Source organism: Streptomyces sp. NBC_01433, assembly GCF_026340105.1.
Classification (GTDB): domain Bacteria; phylum Actinomycetota; class Actinomycetes; order Streptomycetales; family Streptomycetaceae; genus Streptomyces.
The window spans coordinates 792505-810568 of sequence record NZ_JAPEPM010000002.1; the positions used below are offsets into that span (position 1 = coordinate 792505).

The 18064-nt window shown below is 71.9% G+C and carries 13 protein-coding genes, 1 pseudogene and 2 riboswitches; of the genes and pseudogenes, 8 read left to right on the forward strand and 6 right to left on the reverse strand.

The features are described from left to right. Positions 1 to 62: 62 nt before the first annotated feature. The 3 genes from OG413_RS31040 to OG413_RS31050 form a co-directional block, all read right to left on the reverse strand. Positions 63 to 926, reverse strand: a complete 864-nt coding sequence (locus tag OG413_RS31040) for an ABC transporter ATP-binding protein (protein WP_266811411.1) — start codon at positions 924 to 926, stop codon at positions 63 to 65. A gap of 152 nt (positions 927 to 1078) precedes the next feature. Next, positions 1079 to 1969 (reverse strand): AraC family transcriptional regulator, encoded by an 891-nt coding sequence (locus tag OG413_RS31045; RefSeq protein ID WP_266811413.1) that lies wholly within the window; start codon positions 1967 to 1969, stop codon positions 1079 to 1081. Between the two features lie 349 nt (positions 1970 to 2318). Then, entirely contained in the window at positions 2319 to 2981 is a 663-nt protein-coding gene (locus tag OG413_RS31050) for a deoxynucleoside kinase (RefSeq protein WP_266811414.1), read from the reverse strand. A gap of 719 nt (positions 2982 to 3700) precedes the next feature. Here OG413_RS31050 and nrdI point away from each other — a divergent pair. The 3 genes and pseudogenes from nrdI to OG413_RS31065 form a co-directional block, all read left to right on the forward strand. After that, complete coding sequence (gene nrdI / locus OG413_RS31055) at positions 3701 to 4516, forward strand: class Ib ribonucleoside-diphosphate reductase assembly flavoprotein NrdI (RefSeq protein WP_266811415.1); 816 nt, start codon at positions 3701 to 3703, stop codon at positions 4514 to 4516. Further along, positions 4495 to 4821 carry a hypothetical protein gene (locus OG413_RS31060; protein ID WP_266811417.1) on the forward strand — a complete coding sequence of 109 codons (327 nt, stop codon included), beginning with the start codon at positions 4495 to 4497 and terminating at the stop codon, positions 4819 to 4821. Before nrdI ends, OG413_RS31060 begins: the two co-directional genes overlap by 22 nt. A 77-nt stretch (positions 4822 to 4898) precedes the next feature. Continuing rightward, positions 4899 to 5090: pseudogene (locus tag OG413_RS31065) on the forward strand (bifunctional 2-methylcitrate synthase/citrate synthase); the annotation flags it as partial. Between the two features lie 81 nt (positions 5091 to 5171). Here the strand turns inward: OG413_RS31065 and OG413_RS31070 are convergent. Then, complete coding sequence (locus OG413_RS31070) at positions 5172 to 6584, reverse strand: hypothetical protein (RefSeq protein WP_266811419.1); 1413 nt, start codon at positions 6582 to 6584, stop codon at positions 5172 to 5174. A gap of 137 nt (positions 6585 to 6721) precedes the next feature. After that, a riboswitch (cobalamin riboswitch) is annotated at positions 6722 to 6797 on the reverse strand. 163 nt (positions 6798 to 6960) lie between these two features. Beyond that, positions 6961 to 7032: riboswitch (cobalamin riboswitch) on the forward strand. 193 nt (positions 7033 to 7225) lie between these two features. Here OG413_RS31070 and OG413_RS31075 point away from each other — a divergent pair. Genes OG413_RS31075 through OG413_RS31095 form a run of 5 tightly spaced genes read left to right on the forward strand, consistent with a single transcriptional unit; the run spans position 7226 to position 14549 of the window. After that, a complete protein-coding gene (locus OG413_RS31075; protein ID WP_266811421.1) occupies positions 7226 to 9946 on the forward strand; it encodes a prenyltransferase/squalene oxidase repeat-containing protein in 2721 nt (906 codons plus the stop codon). Continuing rightward, entirely contained in the window at positions 9943 to 10872 is a 930-nt protein-coding gene (locus tag OG413_RS31080) for a hypothetical protein (protein WP_266811423.1), read from the forward strand. Before OG413_RS31075 ends, OG413_RS31080 begins: the two co-directional genes overlap by 4 nt. A 4-nt stretch (positions 10873 to 10876) precedes the next feature. Next, positions 10877 to 12061, forward strand: coding sequence for an energy-coupling factor transporter transmembrane component T (locus tag OG413_RS31085; RefSeq protein ID WP_266811425.1), 1185 nt, complete (start codon positions 10877 to 10879; stop codon positions 12059 to 12061). After that, on the forward strand, positions 12058 to 13713 hold the full coding sequence (locus OG413_RS31090) for an ABC transporter ATP-binding protein (protein ID WP_266811427.1): 1656 nt from the start codon (positions 12058 to 12060) through the stop codon (positions 13711 to 13713). The genes OG413_RS31085 and OG413_RS31090 overlap by 4 nt, the downstream gene beginning before the upstream one ends. Further along, positions 13710 to 14549, forward strand: coding sequence for an ECF transporter S component (locus OG413_RS31095; RefSeq protein ID WP_266811429.1), 840 nt, complete (start codon positions 13710 to 13712; stop codon positions 14547 to 14549). Before OG413_RS31090 ends, OG413_RS31095 begins: the two co-directional genes overlap by 4 nt. A gap of 117 nt (positions 14550 to 14666) precedes the next feature. On the opposite strand, the gene OG413_RS31100 is transcribed toward OG413_RS31095, so the two are convergent. After that, on the reverse strand, positions 14667 to 16289 hold the full coding sequence (locus tag OG413_RS31100; RefSeq protein ID WP_266811431.1) for an ABC transporter ATP-binding protein: 1623 nt from the start codon (positions 16287 to 16289) through the stop codon (positions 14667 to 14669). After that, positions 16286 to 17905, reverse strand: coding sequence for an ABC transporter ATP-binding protein (locus OG413_RS31105; protein ID WP_266811433.1), 1620 nt, complete (start codon positions 17903 to 17905; stop codon positions 16286 to 16288). Before OG413_RS31105 ends, OG413_RS31100 begins: the two co-directional genes overlap by 4 nt. Between the last annotated feature and the right edge of the window lie 159 nt (positions 17906 to 18064).

The following is an 18064-nucleotide window of genomic DNA, read 5'->3' on the forward strand; positions in this document are numbered from 1 at the left end:
TCCTCTTTCTTGAGGTTTCTTGAGGTTCGTTTGCGATGCGTCGGAGGGGCGGATGTCCTGCTTCAGGAGGAGTGCCGCCCGAGCGGGTCGATACGGAGACGGCCCGTGCGGGGATCGATGCCGACCTCGACCCGGATGTCGTAGACCTCGCTGATGTTCTCGGCGGTGAGGACGTCGGCGGGCGCGCCCGCCGCGTGCACGTGACCGGAGCGCATCAGGACCAGCGTGTCCGCGACACGGGACGCCTGGTCCAGGTCGTGCAGCACGACGCCGACCGCGATGCCGTGCTCCTCGACGAGATCGCGTACCAGGTCGAGCGTCTCGATCTGGTAGCGCAGGTCCAGGTGGTTGGTCGGTTCGTCCAGCAGCACGACGCCGGTGTCCTGGGCGAGGCAGGCCGCGAGCCAGACGCGCTGCATCTCCCCGCCGGAGAGTTCCCCGACCGGCCGGCCGGCCATGTCCCGTACGCCGGTGATGCCCATGGCGTGGTCGATGGCGGTCCGGTCCTCGGCGGTCTGTCCGCCGAAGCCCTGCCGGTAGGGGTGGCGTCCGAACGACACGACCTCCGTGACCGTCAGCCCTTGGGGCGCGGGCCTCGACTGGGAGAAGAGCGTCACCTCGCGGGCGAACTGGCGGGGACTGAGCAGGGCCGCGTCACGCTCGGACTGCCCGTCCCGGGGGCCGAGCGTCACCCGGCCGCCGTCCACTCGATGCAGTCGGGAGAGCGCTCGCAGCAGCGTGGACTTCCCGCTGCCGTTCGGCCCCACCAGGGCGGTCGCGCGGCCGGGTTCCAGGGCGATGGAGACACCGTGGACGACGGCCTTGCCGCTGTACCGCAGTACCAGGTCGTGCCCGTTGAGAGCGGCGGCCGGCGTGGCGCGGTCCGCCGTGGGGCGGCCGGCGTGCCGGAAGGGGCTTGTGAACATCGAGGGGTCCGGACGGTCGGAGGGGCAAGGACTGCGGCACCCTCCGTCCGGCCTTCACCGGCCGGGCCGCGGCTCTCCCACGCACGGAGAGAGCACCGTTCGCGGCGAGCACCAACTAAGGGTCACCTAACTCCGTGAAGGTTATATTCCGCTTACCGAGTCGACAATCCGGAGTTCTGGACACGCGATACGGGATTCCGGACATTCCCGTAGGTACCGTCGGTCGCGCCGAAGAACGCGCCCGGCGTGGTTCCCATGACCCGCCGGAAGGCGGCGATGAAGGAACTGGGCTGCGCGTAGCCGAGCGTCTCCGAGACCGTCATCACATCGAAACCTTCGGAGAGGAGCATCAGCGCCCGATGCACACGCAGCATCTGCCGCCACCGCGCGAAGGAGAGACCCGTCGCGTGACGGAACGCGCGGGTGACGGTGCGGTCGCTGATCCCCAGCGACTGTGCCCACTCCTCCAGCGAGCGGCCGTCGGCGGGATCGTCCAGCAGCGCCTCGGCGATCGCGTCGATCCGGGCGTCACCGGGCAGCTGCAGAGCGAACTGGCGCTCCGACGGCTGGATCACGTCGAACACGACCGACTCCGCCCGCGCCCTGGCCTCCGCGTCAAGATCCTCGCGGGACAGATGGGTCAGCAGCGACTCGAGCAACGGCGTCATCGTGATCGCTTTCGGTTCCCCGAACGCGAACGGCGTGCGGTCGGGAGCGAAGAAGGCGTCGTGGAATTCCGCGCCGGCCGTCGCCCTGCCCCCGTGCACCACTCCGGCGGGCATCCACAGACCGCACCCCTCGAACACGGTGAAGACGCGGTCCTCCACCCGGGACGTCAGCGTCCCCCCGCGTACCCAGACGAGCTCGTGCAAAGCATGCGCATGCGGCGCCCACTCCGTGGGAACGTGAGGAACCCGGACCCCGGCGACGATGGCGTAAGGGACTGCCTCCTCCTCCGGCGGCGCCGCTACCCGGCGCATAGCGGTGCCCGCCTCGCGCCGCCACATCCCGGGGGTCGCCTCACCACAGGACGATCGGACCATGGGGACGAGTCTATCCAGGGCCTCCGCACCGGCACCGGCGCCCCGGACCGCGATGAGCCGACGAGCGGTGCGGACGCGAAGGAACAACACAACGCGCGGCCACCACCACGGAATTACCGCATGGACCACTCGATACGCACGCCGCCCCGCTCACGAGGTCGCCGGGACCTCCGCGCACGGAAGCGTCCGCGTACGGGCACCGGACAGGTCCGACGGACGGGGGTCAGGAGTACGGATCGGGGATACGAGGTGCCGTCGAACGGGCTGGATGCCCCCCTGGAGCAGGATCACAGCTCGCCCCCCGGCTCCGTCCGGGATCTCCGCGTGGGGGCAGCCGCGCGGATCGGCTTCAGACCCGGAGCCTGGCCGCCGTCAGGGCGCCCTTCACCTCTCGCAGCACGCGGGCCGCGTCCTCGGGGTTGTTCACCACATCGGTGTGATTCATGTCGACGACGAGGACATCGCTGGCCGAGTAGTGCTTGTGCACCCAGTCGTCGTAACCGGACCACAGTGTCCGGTAGTACTCGACGAGGCTCGCGTCCTGCTCGAAAGCGCGGCCCCGGAGCCCGATGCGATGCAGCACCGTCTCGAAGTCCGCCTTGAGGTAGACCATGAGATCGGGTGCCTTGCGGTACGGCAGGCCGTCGATCTCGCGCATCATCTCGTCGAGCAGCCCCTCGTACACCCGCATCTCCAGGGAGCTGATCCGCCCCAGGTCGTGATTGACCTTGGCGAAGTACCAGTCCTCATAGATGGACCGGTCGAGGACGTTGTCGCCCTGCTTGTACGCCTCCTTGATCGAGGCGAACCGTGTCTGCAGGAAGTACAGCTGGAGCAGGAACGGGTAGCGCTTCGCCTGGATCTCCTGCGGGCTCGCCGTGTAGAAGAGCGGGAGGATCGGGTTGCCTTCCACACTCTCGTAGAAGACTTCGCTGCCCAGCTCCTTGGCGAGCAGCTCGGCCACGCTCGTCTTGCCGATCCCGATCATGCCTCCGACGCAGATCACCGGCATACCTCGCTTCTCCCTGGGGGCTTCTGTTCACGGGCGGGGGCTGGACACCCCACGCCACTGAGACGCGGGCCGGCAGCCACCCGATTCCCCAAGATCTTCATGATCGGCGTCATCCAGGTCCCGGCCGGACCAAGGTCCCGACGCATGCGGCGCACCTACGGCTCGACGAACCGTTCCGCAGGCGCCGCCCACCGCGAGGAGCCATCGCCCCGCGGCCGCCCTGAAGCATAAATGACGACTCGCGCCACGCGGGCCAGGGCTCCGGCACCCACCTCCCCTCGGCGGGAGCGAGACACCCCGGCCCCGAGGCGGGCCCCTCTCGCAGACCACGCCGCACAGGCGCGCGAGAGCCGGGCAACAGAGTTCGCAGCACGCGCGACCCACGGACCGAAGCGCGACTTAGGGTTACCTAAGATAGTCGTCGACGCAAGCTCGCGACACAAGAGGTGGGGTGCTCGCCCGACCCCTGGTCCAGATGCCGTGTTGCTTTCGCTGGTGGTTCGCCGGGCACGTGCCCACGAGTCCGACGACCTGCCACCGGTGCGTACGTCGTCCTTGGGCGTCGTACATGCTCCGAGGCCCCGAGGGAGGGCCGCGTGGCCGTCGTACGGACCGGGCCGGACTCAGCGCCGACCGGTGGTCCCGCCGTACGCGCCGCCGGTCTCCCCCTCCCCCGGTCCTCGGAATGAACCGGGTACGAGCGAGAGGAGACGGAGACCGTGAGCGGCCCGGTGTATTTCTCCAGCGTCCCGGAGAACACGAAGCGCTGTGCGGAACGGCCGGGGCTGCCCGCGTTGCGCATCCCCCCGCACCCCCGTCGCGAAGGCATGCCCCGCGTCGCCGACCCCTATGGGCTGATCGTGCCGACGTACGGCGGCGGCCCCGGCGGGGGCGCGGTCCCGAGGCAAGTGATCCGCTCCCTCAACGACCCGGCCAACCGGGCGCTGCCGCGCGGCGTGATCGCCTCGGGAAACACCAACTTCGGCATGGAGTACCGCAAGGCCGGAACGGCGATTCTCAAGAGGGTCTGGGAGTATGCCCCCGGGCAGGAAGCACCGACCGGGCGTATGACCACGGGGAGCAGCCACGTGATGGCTTTCCCGGCGGAGCCGACACGACTGAACACCCCTACTGGAGCCTCGGTGGCCATGGAACCCTCGACATACCCCGAACCCGGCGTACGGCTGGCACGCCTCGCGGACGCGGTCGGCCTCTCGGCCACGTGGCCCCCGACCGAGGAGTACCTCGACTGCCTCGCGGAGCGGACCGGTCTGCGTACGCACGACCTCCTGCTCCTCGCGGATCTCCCCGTGCCCGAGACCGCGTGGCTCTTCGACAAGACGGCCGGCCCGTCCAGTTCCCTGGTGGGGCGCTCCCTTGCCCTGCCCGCATCGAGTCGGCAGCTGCTGCGCACCCGTGCTCGCTCCATGACCGCTCCGAAGGGCATGCTCACCTTCTCTCAGCGCCGCGCGCACGAGCACTTCCCGCCGGGCTTCGGCTCGCTCCTTCTCCGATGCTCGCGCTCCGTAACCTGAGTTGGTCGGGGACGGCCAAGGCGATGTGTCTGATGTCCGGTGTCTGCAAGGCGGCTTCGACCATCGGCGCGGTAGGACGAGGCGCCAAGCCGCTCGATGCGGAGATGCTCGACGGCTTTGCCTCGACGCTCGGCGTACCGGTCGCCGTGCTGGCCGAGTTGACCGACATCCGCCCGTCGGCGGAGCGCCGCGAACTCACACCTGAGGTGGTCGAAACAGCCGCGCTGGTCTGGGAGATCCGTCACTTGACCCGGGACCAGGAAGGCATGCTCACCGAGTACGCGGAGGTGCTGGGCAGGAAGTGAAGCCGTCCGGTGCGACGGCCCGCGCCGCGTAGGTGATCGGACCGCACGGGGGCCGAGGCGGACGTCCGGAGCCCGGCGTGCCGCTCACGCAGGAGGCCACCGACCGACTGGTCACCAGTGCCGCGAACCCAGAGGTGACCCGGCTCGCCGCCCTGCACGCGGAACTGCGCCACGCGATGATCGGGCGCAAGGGCATTCATCCGAATCTGGACTACCCGGCCGCGCTCGCGTACCACCTGGTGGGCTTCGACGTACCCGTGTTCACGCCGGCCGTTGCCCAGGGCCGTCTGAGACCGGACAGGCCCGATGCCGGGTGCGGCCCCCGTGCGGAGGCCGCACCCGGACCGGGATCAGGCGCCCCAGCGCAGGGCGATGGTGTCGCCCACGTTGATCACCTTGTTGCGGGCGGCGCCGACGAAGGCGGAGCCGTCGACGCCGACCTTCCAGGTGTTGGAGCCGCTGTTGGCCTTGCCGTTGATGTCGGTGAGGGTGCCGGTGCCCGAGGAGGGGGTCACGCTCGTGACGCATCCCGACGGGGTGGCCCCGCCGCCTGCGGCGTTGAGGACGTCGCCGAGGGTGGTGGTGGTACCGGTGGGTGTGAAGGCCACCGAGCAGACCTTCAGGTTCCCCGTGCCGTCGTCGACGGTGAGGGCCAACTTGGTGGCGGTGCCTGCGGTGAAGGTGGGCTGGGCGACCCACCGCGGGGCTCCAGGGGTGACCGGGACCGGCGGGGCAGTCGTGAAACCGCCGCCGACGACGCCACGCAGAGCGTCGATTGAGGAGTAGGCGGAGGGGCCGGTGTCGGCGGGCTGGTACTTGAAGCCGCCCGCCGGGTTGTACTGGTTGGCGATCAGGAAGTCGATCGGGGTCTTGCCGCTCGATGTGAGGAAGTCACCGGTCTGCGGGTTGATGCCGCAGGCGTTCAGGCCCGCGACACCCCACCCGTTGGAGCTGGTGTTGACCCCGTACATGGAGTTGAAGGCACCGGTGCCCGTGATCAGCTTGCCCTTGAGGAAGTTCTTCGCCCGCACCACGTCCGCGTCCGTGTTCGGCACGCCGGAGACGCACAGGGCAGCCATCGCGGAGCCGGTCATGTCGACGTCGCTGGGAGCGTTCAGGGCAGTGGGGTCGCCCTCGGCCTTGCTGAAGGTCCAGCCGCCGTCGACATGCTGGTTGGCGCGGATACGCGTGACCATCGAGTCGGTGAGCGCCTGCGGGATACGGTTCGCGCCGCCCTGGGTCTTGGCACCACGCAGCGCGAGGGCCGCGAAGACGGTCCCGTTGAAGTTGCCGGACGGGCCGAAGTACCCGGCCTCGGCCGTCTGCCAGTACGAGTAGATGTTCGCGACGAGGTTCCGCGAGGCCGACACCCGGGCGGGGTCGATGCCTGCCGCGTACGCGTTCAGCGTGCCGCGCTCGTAGTCGGTGACCACCGGGGCGCCGGACGGCCAGCCCGCCGTGGACAGCAGGTCCCGGTAGACGGTCCGGGCGTTCTTCGTGGTGTCGCCGCCGGGGTAGACGTCGACGACCGCGGTGCCGGCGGCGGCGAAGGCGCTGAAGGCCCATTCGTTGGACAGGCCGGAACCGGCGTACGAACCATCGGCCGCCTGGAGCGACTTGAGGTAGGCGACACCGTTCGCCTTGGACGTGGCGATCTGCGCGGGAGACGAGGTCGCGAAGGCGGGCAGCGCGGTGAGAGCGAACGCACTCAGGGCTGCGGGCACCGCGAGCGCGAGGCGGCGGGAGATACGGGGACGGGACATGTCCTGCTCCTGGAATCGGCGGACCCCGGCTGCTCCTGCGCAGGCCGCACGTCACCGCCGTAGGGCACGGTTCGAGCCTGGTCGGAGGGCCGTTGTCCGGAACGCGTGGCACGGCTTCCTGTACTGCATCGCCGTTTGGGCATTCGGGCTCGGAAACGGCCCCCGCCGTCCCACACCGCTGCGCGTCAGCTCCGGCATCTCACCGGATTCCCCCATGTGGCAGCCCAGGACGCTACCCGAGTGGTCGAGGGACCGCCAGCCATCCGGAACGTGACGCGGACCGCACGCGTCCGGGGCCGGTCCGCCGGGTCCTGTGCCACCTTGACGCGTCCATGGAATCCGTGTTGCACTCCGGCTGATAGCTGCTCAACTCCAGGGGAAGCCGGTCGAATTCCGGCGCTGACCCGCAACCGTAGACCCGGGCTCGTCCCGGGTGAGCCGGAATGCCTGGGGCTGGGCCACCGTACGAAGAGCGCCGTCGCGGATTGCGGTGTGGTCGTCGCAGCCTCCCCATGGCGAAGGAAGCCGTGCGGGGGCACATCGCCACGCACGCAGCCGCCCGGCAGAGACGAGGGGCCGCGGTGGGGACCGAACAGCAGGCGAAACGGCAGTCGGGGACGGGACGACGGTTCCTCTCGCTCATGACCGCGTCCTTCCTGACGCTCGGTGCGGGCGTGGCCTTCTTCACAGCCCCCGACTCCGCCAGTGCCGAACCGATCGAGCGGTGCACGGCCACCACCGGCGCCATCGTGGCCGTGGACTTCGGTCCCTTCGGGGGCAAGGTCGAGCGCGGCTGCGACACGACCCCGACGACCGGCTACGAGCTGCTGCACACGGGCGGCTTCACGACCGAGGGCACCGTCCACGACGGCCCCGCCTTCATCTGCCGCATAGGCAAGGACTCCGGTACGCGGTACCCCACTCCGGAGAAGGAGGACTGCGTCCTCACCCCGCAGGCCACCGCGTACTGGTCGTACTGGATCGCCTCCCCCGGCCAGAAGAACTGGACCTACAGCCCGCTCGGCGCCATGGCGCGCACCCCGAAGCCCGGCGACGTGGACGCCTGGGTCTTCGGCGGCACCGACATCGGCGGCACCAAGGGCAAGCCGGGCTTCTCCCCCGACGACGTCCGGGCCGGAGGCGGCGCCACCCCCGACCCGACGGTGCCGACCGCCCCGCCGGACGTTCCCGCGGGATCGGTCGACGTTCCCGCGGGCACCCGGTGGATCACCGGAAAGCTGACGGACGGGCAGCGCGTCGTCGACGAAGGCTCCACCGCCCCGAACTACTTCCTCACCACCGAGGCCGTGTTCGCCCTGGCGTCCACCGGCGCCAAGAGCCCGGCGGCCCGCAAGATCGCCGACTTCCTGGCCAGGCCCGCGCAGACGGACGCGTACGCGTACCCGGCCGGCAAGGACGGGATACCCGACGCCACCGCCGCCGCCCGCCTCGCGCTGGTCGCCGAGGCCACCGGCAAGGATCCCCGTGCCTTCGGCGGGCACGATCTGCTCGGTGACCTCGTCACGTACGTCTGTCCGCGCGACATCGGCGACGGCGAGACGATCGACGGCTGCCTCACCAAGGGCGACTTCCGCACGACGGGACAGTCCGAGGCACAGGCCATGGCCGTTATCGCGCTGCTGAACGGCGGTGTGACACCCCCCGCCGACGCCGTGACGCGGCTGACAGGTCTTCAGTGCGAGGACGGGGGTTTCACCTCCATCCTGATCCGCTCCGGCGGGTGGTGCGACAGCGACGTGAACTCCACCGGTCTGATCACCCTGGCCCTCAAGCGGGCGGGCGGTCATGACGCCGCCGTGCGGAAGGCCCGCGGCTACCTCAAGAAGTCCCAGCTGGCGTCCGGGGCCTGGCCCTCCGCCTCCTACATGACCACCGGCAGCCCGGCCTCCACCGCCTGGGCGGCGCAGGCCCTGCGCGCCTCCGGTGACACTGCCTTCGCGGATGCCGGCGTCTCCTGGCTCTCCAGGCAGCAATTCCCCGAAGGCGGCTTCGGCTTCGAGGAGGACGACACCGAATCGCGACTCTTCGCCACCGCTCCGGTCACCGTCGCCGGCGCGAAGAGCGACCTCGTCACGCTCACCACCAAGAAGACCGACCCGCCCACCGAACCTCCGGCAGGCAACGGGCCGGATCTGAAGAAGGGCGCGACATACCTCACCCACCCCAGCCGGTTGATCCAAGGCCGCTACTACGAGGCCGGCGCGGGCACCGGCCACGCCGACTACGGCATGACCATCGACGGCGCCTACTCCCTGGCCGCCACCGGCACGGACAACGCCACCCTGCGCAACATCGTCGACTTCTTCGACAAGGGCGGCAAGGACGGCAAGGGCCGGGGCATCCACGACTGGACGCTCATCGGCACCAAGTACGCGAGCGGCGGCTCGATCGGCAAGGCGGCCCTCCTCGCGGAGGCCGTGGGCCGCGACCCCCGCGACTTCGGCGGTCAGGACCTGATCGCCGCACTCGCCAAGGGCACCTGTGCCGCCAGGACCTCGACCCGCCAGGAGTGCGCGGCGAAGGGCAACTACACCTACGCGACTTCCGTGTTCTCCCAGTCCCTCGGCGTCATCGCTCAGCTCCGGGCGGGCGAGACGGCTGCCGCGGCCGAACCGATCGCCTATCTCAAGAGCCTCCAGACCCCCTCGGGCGCCTGGGTCAGCCTGATCGGCGAGCCGAGCGATGCCGAGGTCGACTCCACCGCCATGGCCGCCATGGCCATCGACCTGTTGCCCGATGCCGCCTCCCAGGCCGCCGCGGACAAGGCCGTCGCCTGGCTCGCCACCCAGCAGAAGGAGGACGGCGGGTTCCCCGGCGCCTCCGGCAACTCCGTCAACTCAGCCGCCCTCGCCATCCAGGGGCTCTCCCTGAACGCCCCCAAGTACAGCGCGCGGATCGCCAAGGCCCGCAAGTTCCTGGCGAGCCAGCAGAACCGCGACGGCGGCTTCAACATCGCCAAGGGCGGCCAGCCCGGCTCCGATGTCCGCGCCACCGCCCAGGCGGTCGGCGGCGCCACCGGGATCTCCTTCGGCCTGTTGACCCGCGACCTCGACGGCACCACCCCTGAGCCCGTCCCCGGCACGTCCGGCGGGACGGACGGCGGGACCGCCGGTTCCTCCTCCGGGGGCAACCGCTCGCCCGTCATCGTGACCGCGGGCGAGGACGCGGGGGGCGCGGGCTCCTCCGGGGGCAGCAGCCCCGGCCCGGGCGGCGGGGGCCTCGCTTCCACCGGTGCTCAGGCCGGCGGCCTCGCCGCTGCCGCCCTGGTCCTGGCCCTCGGCGGCTGGGGCCTCACCCGCGCCAGCAAGCGCCGCCGCGAGACCACCGGGAGCAAGGCATGAGCGGCAACCGACTCCTGAGGGCCCTGGCCCGTACGGTCGCCGCGCTCGGGCTGACGGTGGCGGCCTTCGCCGCCACCGCGGCCCCCGCCGCCGCGACCCCGCAGCCGATGGGCGGGTGCACCACCTCCTCCGGGGTCGTGCTGGCCGTGGACTTCAGCCACTGGGGCGGTCCCGTCTACCGCTCCTGCGGGACGACCCCCACCACCGGCTACGAGCTCCTCAACCAGGGCGGCTGGGCCACCACCGGCACCGGCCACGACGGCCCCGCCTTCGTCTGCCGCATCGGATACAGCGGCCACAAGAACGGCAAGCAGTACCCGACGCCCCAGCAGGACGACTGCGTGCTGACCCCACCGGCCTCCGCGTACTGGTCGTACTGGCACGCGAACCCGGGCCGGAACACCTGGGAGTACAGCCAGCTCGGCGCGATGCTCTACAAGCCGAAGCCCGGCAGCGTGGACCTGTGGATCTTCGGCGGCACCAACATCGAGGGGACCGAGGGCAAGCCCACCGTCACTCCCGACCAGCTGCGCGCCAAGAACTCCAGGCCGACCGGTGGACCCGCGCCCAAGGACACCCGTACGGCGGCGCCCCTGCCGCCCGACGTCAACACCGGCCCCGATCCGGAGAATCCGCCGCCGTCCGACCCGACCCCTCCCGCTACGGCATCGCCGCCCGGCCCCACCGCGTCGCGGAGCCCCGCACCTTCGGCAAGCCCGTCCGAGAGCGTCTCGCCGTCACCGTCGTCCAGCGCCCCGGCGGTGGCCGCTTCCGCTCCCGGTCCCCAGGTCGTTGACGCGGCTCCCGCCGCTGACGCGAAACACGACGTGGGCTCGTACCTGCCCGCCGTCGCCACCGGGGCCCTGGTGCTCCTCATCGGCGCCGCCGCCGTACGCGCGGCCAAGCGCCGCCGTCGTACGGAGTAGCCGCGTGTCACGCACCACCACGGCCGCGGCCGAGCCGCCCGTGTCCGGCCTCGCGCCGGACGCGGGCGGCCGCCGTCTGCCCCGCACCCTTCACCCCGTCGCCTGGTGGATCTGGGCCCTGGCCCTGGCCACGGCGGTCAGCCGCACCAACAACCCACTGCTGCTGTTCCTCGTCCTCGCCGTCCTCGGGTACGTCATCACCATGCGCCGCACCGAGGCCCCCTGGGCCCGCGGTTTCACGTACTACCTCTACCTGGCACTGACCGTGGTGGCGATCCGGGTGGTGTTCCGCGCGATCTTCGCCACCGGGGTCACCCCTCGCGACCACTTCCTCTTCTCGCTCCCCCACATCCCCACCCCGGACTGGTACGCCGGCATTCAACTCGGCGGCCCCGTCTCGCTGGAGGCGCTCCTCTCCGCGGCCACGGACGGGCTGCGGCTGGCCTGCATGCTGTGCTGCATCGGCGCGGCCAACACGCTCGCCAACCCCAAGCGGGCCCTGCGCGTGCTGCCCGGGGCCCTCTACGAACTCGGCGTCGCCGTCACCGTCTCCATCAGCGTGGCCCCGCAGCTCGTCCAGAGCGTCCAGCGCGTGCACCGGGCCAAGCGGCTGCGGGCCGGCCGCTCCAAGGGGCTCCGCGCCCTGCGCGGCATCATCGTTCCCGTCCTCGAAGACGCCCTGGAACGCTCCCTGCGGCTGGCCGCGGCCATGGACTCGCGCGGCTACGGCCGGGCCGGTACCGCCACCCGCCGCTCCCGGCGGGCCACCGGTGCCCTCATGCTGCTCGGCATGTGCGGGTTGTGCGCCGGCGCCTACGGCCTCCTCGACGCCACCGCCCCCAAGCTGCTCGGCCTGCCCGCCATGGGCGCGGGCGCGCTCCTGTGCTTCGCAGGTCTGCGCCTCGGCGGCCGCCGCGTCACCCGGACCACGTACCGCCCCGACCCCTGGCACTTCGCCGAATGGGCCGTCGCCGCCTGCGGCGTCCTCTCCGCCGTCCTGCTGTTCACGAACGTCGGCTTCAACGCCGCCGAGCTCAACCCCTCCATCTACCCGCTCAGCTGGCCCACGCTGCCGCTGGTACCCGCCGCCGCGATCCTGCTCGCGGGCACGGCCGGGATCCTGGCCCCGCCCCCGACCGCCCCGGCCCGACCGGCCGTTCCCGCTCAGCGCACCGAGGAACCCAAATGATCACCTTCGATCAGGTCGCCGTCCAGTACGACGACACGGCCGAGCCCGTACTGCGCGACGTGAACCTCACCGTGGAGGAAGGCGAGCTCTGCCTGGTCGTCGGGCACACCGGTGTCGGCAAGTCCACCCTCCTCGGCGCCGTCAACGGCCTCGTACCGCACTTCACCGGCGGCACCCTCTTCGGCCGGGTCCTGGTCGACGGCAGGGACACCGCGGACCACCCTCCGCGCGAACTCGCCGACGTGGTGGGGGTCGTGGGACAGGACCCCCTCGACGGTTTCGTCACCGACACCGTCGAGGAAGAACTCGCTTACGCGATGGAACAGTTGGCGGTTCCGCCCGCCACCATGCGCAAACGCGTCGAGGAGACCCTCGATCTGCTCGGCCTCGCCGACCTGCGCCACCGCGCGCTGCACGAGCTCTCCGGCGGCCAGCAGCAGCGCGTCGCGATCGGCTCCGTCCTCACCGCCCACCCCCGCGTACTCGTCCTGGACGAGCCCACGTCCGCCCTGGACCCGACGGCCGCGGAGGAGGTCCTGGCCGCCGTCACCCGGCTCGTCCACGACCTCGGCGTCACCGTGCTGCTCGCCGAACACCGCCTGGAGCGCGTGGTCCAGTACGCCGACCGCGTCATCCACCTCCCGGGCGACGGCCTCGTCGTGTCGGGCGCACCCGCCGAGATCTTCCGTACTTCCTCCATCGCCCCGCCCATCGTGGAACTCGGCCGCGCCGCGGGCTGGTCCCCGCTCCCCCTGTCGATCCGCGACGCCCGCCGGGCGGCGGCTCCGCTGCGCACCCGGCTGGCGGGCACCGTTCCCCCGCCGGTGAGGCCCGCCCCGGCCCCGGAGCGCCCCGAACTCCTCACCGCGCGCGGCATCACCGTCACGTACCACGGCGTACCGGCCGTACGCGAGGTCGGCCTGACCCTGCACGGCTGCGAGGTCACCGCCCTCATGGGCCGCAACGGCTCCGGCAAGTCCTCCTTGCTCTGGGCGCTCCAGGGATCGGGGCCGCGCAAGGCGGGCTCCGTGGCCGTCGCGGCGCCCGGTGCACCGAAGCCGCAGGATCCCCAGAGGCTCTCCGCGGCGGCGGCCCGCCGACTCGTCGGACTCGTCCCCCAGACCCCGACCGACCTCCTCTACCTGGAATCCGTCAAGCAGGAGCTCGACCAGGCCGACGCCGAGGCCGGGGTCAGCGGGGACGGGATCAGGGCCCGCGCCATCCTGGACCGGCTGGCACCGGGCATCCCCGGCACCACCCACCCCCGCGACCTCTCCGAGGGCCAGAAGCTCGCCCTGGTCCTCGCGATCCAGCTGACCGCCGCCCCCCGCGTGCTGCTCCTCGACGAGCCCACCCGCGGCCTCGACTACCGCGCCAAGAGCGAACTGATCCGCATCGTCGACGGCCTGGCCGCGGAGGGCCGCGCCGTCGTGATCGCCACGCACGACGTGGAGTTCGTCGCCCGGGCCGCCGACCGCGTCGTGGTCATGGCCGAGGGCGACGTGGTCGCGGACGGCCCCACCACCGAGGTGATCGTCGCCTCCCCCGTCTTCGCCCCGCAGACGGCCAAGATCCTCGCCCCGCTCCCGTACCTCACGGTCGCCCAGTTGGCCGCCTCCCTTCCAGCCGACGAGACGGACCCGGACTCATGACCGCACGCGCCGCAGCCATCCGGATCAACGCGCGAGCCGGGACCGTCATCGCGATGGCCGCCTTCCTCGGCGTCGTCGCTTTCTTCTGGCCCTTCCTCGTGGCCCCCGGGGAATTCGGCTCGAACTACGCGCCACCGCTGATCTTCGGCGTCCTGCTCGTCATCGTGCTCTGCGTGGTCATCTCCGAGATCGCCGAAGGCGGCATCAACTCCAAGGCCCTGGCCATGCTGGGCGTACTGTCCGCGGTCAACGCCGCCATCCGCCCCCTCGGCGCGGGTACGGCCGGCATCGAGACGGTGTTCTTCATCCTGGTCCTGGCCGGACGGGTGTTCGGTCCCGGCTTCGGCTTCACCCTCGGCTGCACGTCCCTCTTCGCCTCCGCCCTGATCACGGGCGGGGTCGGGCCCTGGATGCCGTACCAGATGTTCGGCTGCGCCTTCGTCGGTATGCTCGCCGGCTTCCTCCCGAAGGCCACCGGCCGCCGTGAGGTCGCCCTGCTCGCCGTCTACGGCTCCGTGTCCGGTTATCTCTTCGGCTTCCTCCTCAACCTCTCCTTCTGGCCGTTCTCCCTCGACCCCAACAGCTCCATCGCCTACCTTCCCGGCCTCCCCTTCACCGAGCAGTTCCAGCGCTACCTCGCCTTCGACCTCGCCACCTCCCTCGGCTGGGACACCGGCCGCGCCGTCACCAACTTCATCTGTGTCTGCCTGGCCGGGCCTGCCGTGCTCACGGTCTTCCGCCGCGCGGCCCGCAAGGCCCGCTTCCAGGCCCCGATCCGCTTCGCCCCCCGCACGCCTCCAGCGGAGCACACGCCCCCGAAGCGACCCGCGCCCTGAATCGCGACCCGGCCCGGCCCACGGTGTCGGCCGGGCCGTGCGGGTCATGAACACCGGGACCGCGCCGAATCGGCCCTTCCTTCCACTCCTTCCACCGGCGCCTCGGTGGGAGGCAGGTCACGCATCCCGCTCCCGGCGGTGCCGGTCACCCGGCGCTCCTCGTACCGGTTCCGCGTCGGTGATGCTGCCGTCGACGAGTCGGACGATCCGGTCGGGACGCCAGCGTTCGGGGTCATGGTGGGTGACCACGACGCGGGTGCAGTGGAGAGCGTTGACCGTGGCCGTGACATGGGCGCTGGTGACAGGGTCGAGAGCGGCAGTCGGTTCGTCGAGGAGCAGGACGGGGGCGTTCCTGAGCAGGGCGCGGGCGAGGGCGACGCGCTGGCGTTCGCCGCCGGAGAGCGCGGTGCCGCGGGCTCCGACCTGGAGGTCCAGGCCGTCCGGATGGGTGTCGAGCAGAGTGCCGAGGCCCGCGCGCAGTGCCGCGTCACGCAGCGCGGCGGTGTCGGCGTTCGGGTCGCCGACGCGGATGTTGTCGGCGACCGTCCCGTCGAAGAGCGTGGGTTCCTGGGGGAGGACGGCGAAGCGGCGGAGCCGGTCCGCCGAGGAGAGGTGCCGCAGATCGGTGCCGCCCAGGATGACGCGTCCGCTGTCCGGGTCGTCGCCCCGCAGCAGGAGCTTCAGCAGGGTGGACTTGCCGCTGCCGGTCGGGCCGGTGATCACGGTGGTCGATCCGGCGGGCATGTTCAGGGACACGTCTCGCAGCGCCGGGGCGAACGCGACGCGGTCGATGCCGAGGCCGGTGTCGTCCGGCAGCGGGCGCGGGTGCGGCGGTTCGGACAGCGGGGGCACGGTCACGAGCGAGGCGTACCGGTCGATACCGGCGCGGGTGTCGCCGAGGGTCACCCCGAGGAGCGCGAGTTCGTCGACCGGGGCGGCGGCGCGCAGGGTCAGCAGGAGCACGGCGAACGCCGTGGGAGCAGGGGCGTCGAGCGCGACGCAGAGGGCGAGCATCCCGACCGTGGGCAGGGCCGTGGCCAGTGCCGAGACGAGGGTCACCGGGGCGCTGACAGCGTTGAGCCGTCGCAGTGCGGCGTACTCGCGGTCCCAGGCGTCCGTGAGCCGACGCACCGCTCCGGCGGTTCCGGTGACGCTGCGGTACAGCTCCTGGTGCTCGGAGAATTCCAGCAGCGCCTCGGTCGAGGCCGCGCGGGCGGTCTGGCGGTGCGCGTCCGTGCGGGCGAGGGCCCGTTGGGCGAAGGTCTGTGCCGTGCCCGAGACCGCGAGGAGGCCGAGCAGCACGGCGGCGTGGGTCCAGCCGACGACGATGCCGAGGCCGAGGACGACGAGCGGCGGGGTCAGTACGCCGCGGACGAGGAGTTCCACGAGATGCGCGGGGATGCCCATCAGCCGGGGCACGCCCTCGCCCGCGATCCGGTTGGCGAGCGCCCGGTGCTCATGGGTGAACCAGCCGAGCGGCAGCCGGACCAGGGCGCGGCCGAGCCGCCGGTACAGGTCGGTGGCGAGGGCGGCCCCGGCGAGATAGCCGCCTCGGGAGACCAGGACGGTCGCGCCGAGCACGAGGATCACGGTGCCCACCGCCCAGCCCAGGGGTGTTGCGCGTACCAGGGTGGCCGCGAGCAGCGCGGCCACGGTGGCTTCGAGGGCGGTGACGCAGATCCAGGCAAGCGCCACGACGCGTACGCGCCGCACGGCCGTGGCGCCGAGCGCGGTCCTCACGCGACCACCGCCCCGTGCTCCAGGACGATGCGGTGGTCGGCCCGTGCCGCGAGGGCGTGGTCGTGGGTGGCCAGCACGATGGTGCGGCCGGGGAGGGCGAGCAGGGTGTTCATGACGGCCTCCGCCGTGTCGGGGTCGAGGGCGCTGGTGGGTTCGTCGAGCACGAGCACCGGAGCCCCGGTGAGCAACGCGCGGGCGAGGGAGAGGCGTTGGCGCTCCCCGCCGGACAGCGGTCCGGCCGGGGCGTCGAGCGGGACGTCCAGGGCCGTGGCCGCCAGGGCCGCACGTAGTTCCGGATCGGTGGCATGGGGGCGGGCGAGCAACAGGTTCTCGCGGACGCTGCGGGGAAGGACACCGGGCGACTGGGGGACGGTGGCGACGCGTCGTGCCATCGATTCCAGCGGCAGGTCCCGGTAGGACGTGTCCCCCAGGCGGATCGTGCCGTCGTCGGGGTCGGTGCCCCGGCCGAGCAGGCGCAGCAGAGTGGTCTTGCCGGAACCGCTGGGACCGGTCACCGCGGTGACCGCGTTCGGCGTGATGGCCAGGTTCAGCGGGCCGACGAGGTGCCGTCCGCCCTCCCGTACGGTGACCGCTTCGAGGACCGGTGCCGACTTCGGGTCCCCGGCCGCACGGGTGGGGCCGGCGGTTTCGTCCCGGTGTGCCGGTCCGTCCCCCGCGGGGCCGGGACGCAGCAGGGGTTCGGCGATCAGGGCGCCGATGCGCCGGGCCGCGTCCCGGGCGGCGCCGAGGTAGTCCAGGCCGTGGCCGAGGCGAAGGACCGGCGCGAGGGAGGCGAGGGCGAAAACGCAGACGGCGGTGAGCTGCCAGACCGGCATCCGGTGGCCGACGCAGAACGCCGCGACCAGGGTCACGCTCGGCTGGAGCAGCGCGGTGGCCACCGCTGCCGGGGTCGCGACCCGTCCGACCCAGTCCCGGAACCCGTGCCCGAACTCCCGGGTCGCGGTGGCGTATCGGGCCGAGGCGCCGGATTCGTCGCCGTGGACCTGGGTGATCACCGCGCCGCGGACCATGTCGTCGACGGCGGTGACGATGCGGCCGACGGTCCGGCCCCGGTCCGCCGCGTAGCGCCGTGACAGCCGCGGGATGACCACCAGGCGGAACACGGCCGCCAGGGCAGCGGGCACGACCGCGAGGAGGCCGTACGGACCGGCGTATCCGGCCAGCAGGACGAGCGCGGCGAGCGGGGCGATCAGCACGGTCGCGATCTCGCCGGGCAGATGGGCCACCGCGTGGTGCAGCGCCGAGACGTCGTCGTCGAGCCGGGTGCGCAGACCCTGGGCGCCGAGCCGGGCCAGTGCGGACGTGGGCAGCCGGGAGACATGGTCCGCCAGGATGCGGCGGAGCCGGTGCTCGAACTCCGCCTCCGCGCCGTGCGCCAGCCAGGACGACAGGGAGTTCAGGACTCCCGCCGCGACGAGGGCCAGGGCGCCCCACCACACCCATCGGGGGTCCGGGGCGCGGACGAATTCGACGACCGCGGCCAGGAGCGCGACTCCCGCCCCGGCGGCGAGCGCCGCGCAGCCGATCCCTGTGGCGAGACGTCCGACCGAGCCGTGCAGTGCCCGTCCGATACCGGGCCTCGTAGAAGTAAGCATTGCCTTACTGTACATGTAAAAATATCTGCCAGATAAGGCTAGGCTTACCTGATGGCGGTGCTGGTCGTGACCAGTGACACGTGAGGGCACCGGTGCGTCATCGCCGCCGACACCTCATACCGCCGCACCGCCGCACCGCCGCACCGCCGCACCGCCGCA

What these genes read in the sequence shown, in the direction of transcription:
- OG413_RS31105 (WP_266811433.1), bottom strand. Translation starts at nt 17,905, where the DNA reads ATGCTTACTTCTACGAGGCCCGGTATCGGACGGGCACTGCACGGCTCG.
- OG413_RS31070 (WP_266811419.1), bottom strand. Translation starts at nt 6,584, where the DNA reads ATGTCCCGTCCCCGTATCTCCCGCCGCCTCGCGCTCGCGGTGCCCGCA.
- OG413_RS31050 (WP_266811414.1), bottom strand. Translation starts at nt 2,981, where the DNA reads ATGCCGGTGATCTGCGTCGGAGGCATGATCGGGATCGGCAAGACGAGC.
- OG413_RS31090 (WP_266811427.1), top strand. Translation starts at nt 12,058, where the DNA reads ATGATCACCTTCGATCAGGTCGCCGTCCAGTACGACGACACGGCCGAG.
- OG413_RS31080 (WP_266811423.1), top strand. Translation starts at nt 9,943, where the DNA reads ATGAGCGGCAACCGACTCCTGAGGGCCCTGGCCCGTACGGTCGCCGCG.
- OG413_RS31060 (WP_266811417.1), top strand. Translation starts at nt 4,495, where the DNA reads ATGCTCGCGCTCCGTAACCTGAGTTGGTCGGGGACGGCCAAGGCGATG.
- OG413_RS31040 (WP_266811411.1), bottom strand. Translation starts at nt 926, where the DNA reads ATGTTCACAAGCCCCTTCCGGCACGCCGGCCGCCCCACGGCGGACCGC.
- OG413_RS31095 (WP_266811429.1), top strand. Translation starts at nt 13,710, where the DNA reads ATGACCGCACGCGCCGCAGCCATCCGGATCAACGCGCGAGCCGGGACC.
- OG413_RS31075 (WP_266811421.1), top strand. Translation starts at nt 7,226, where the DNA reads ATGACCGCGTCCTTCCTGACGCTCGGTGCGGGCGTGGCCTTCTTCACA.
- OG413_RS31045 (WP_266811413.1), bottom strand. Translation starts at nt 1,969, where the DNA reads ATGGTCCGATCGTCCTGTGGTGAGGCGACCCCCGGGATGTGGCGGCGC.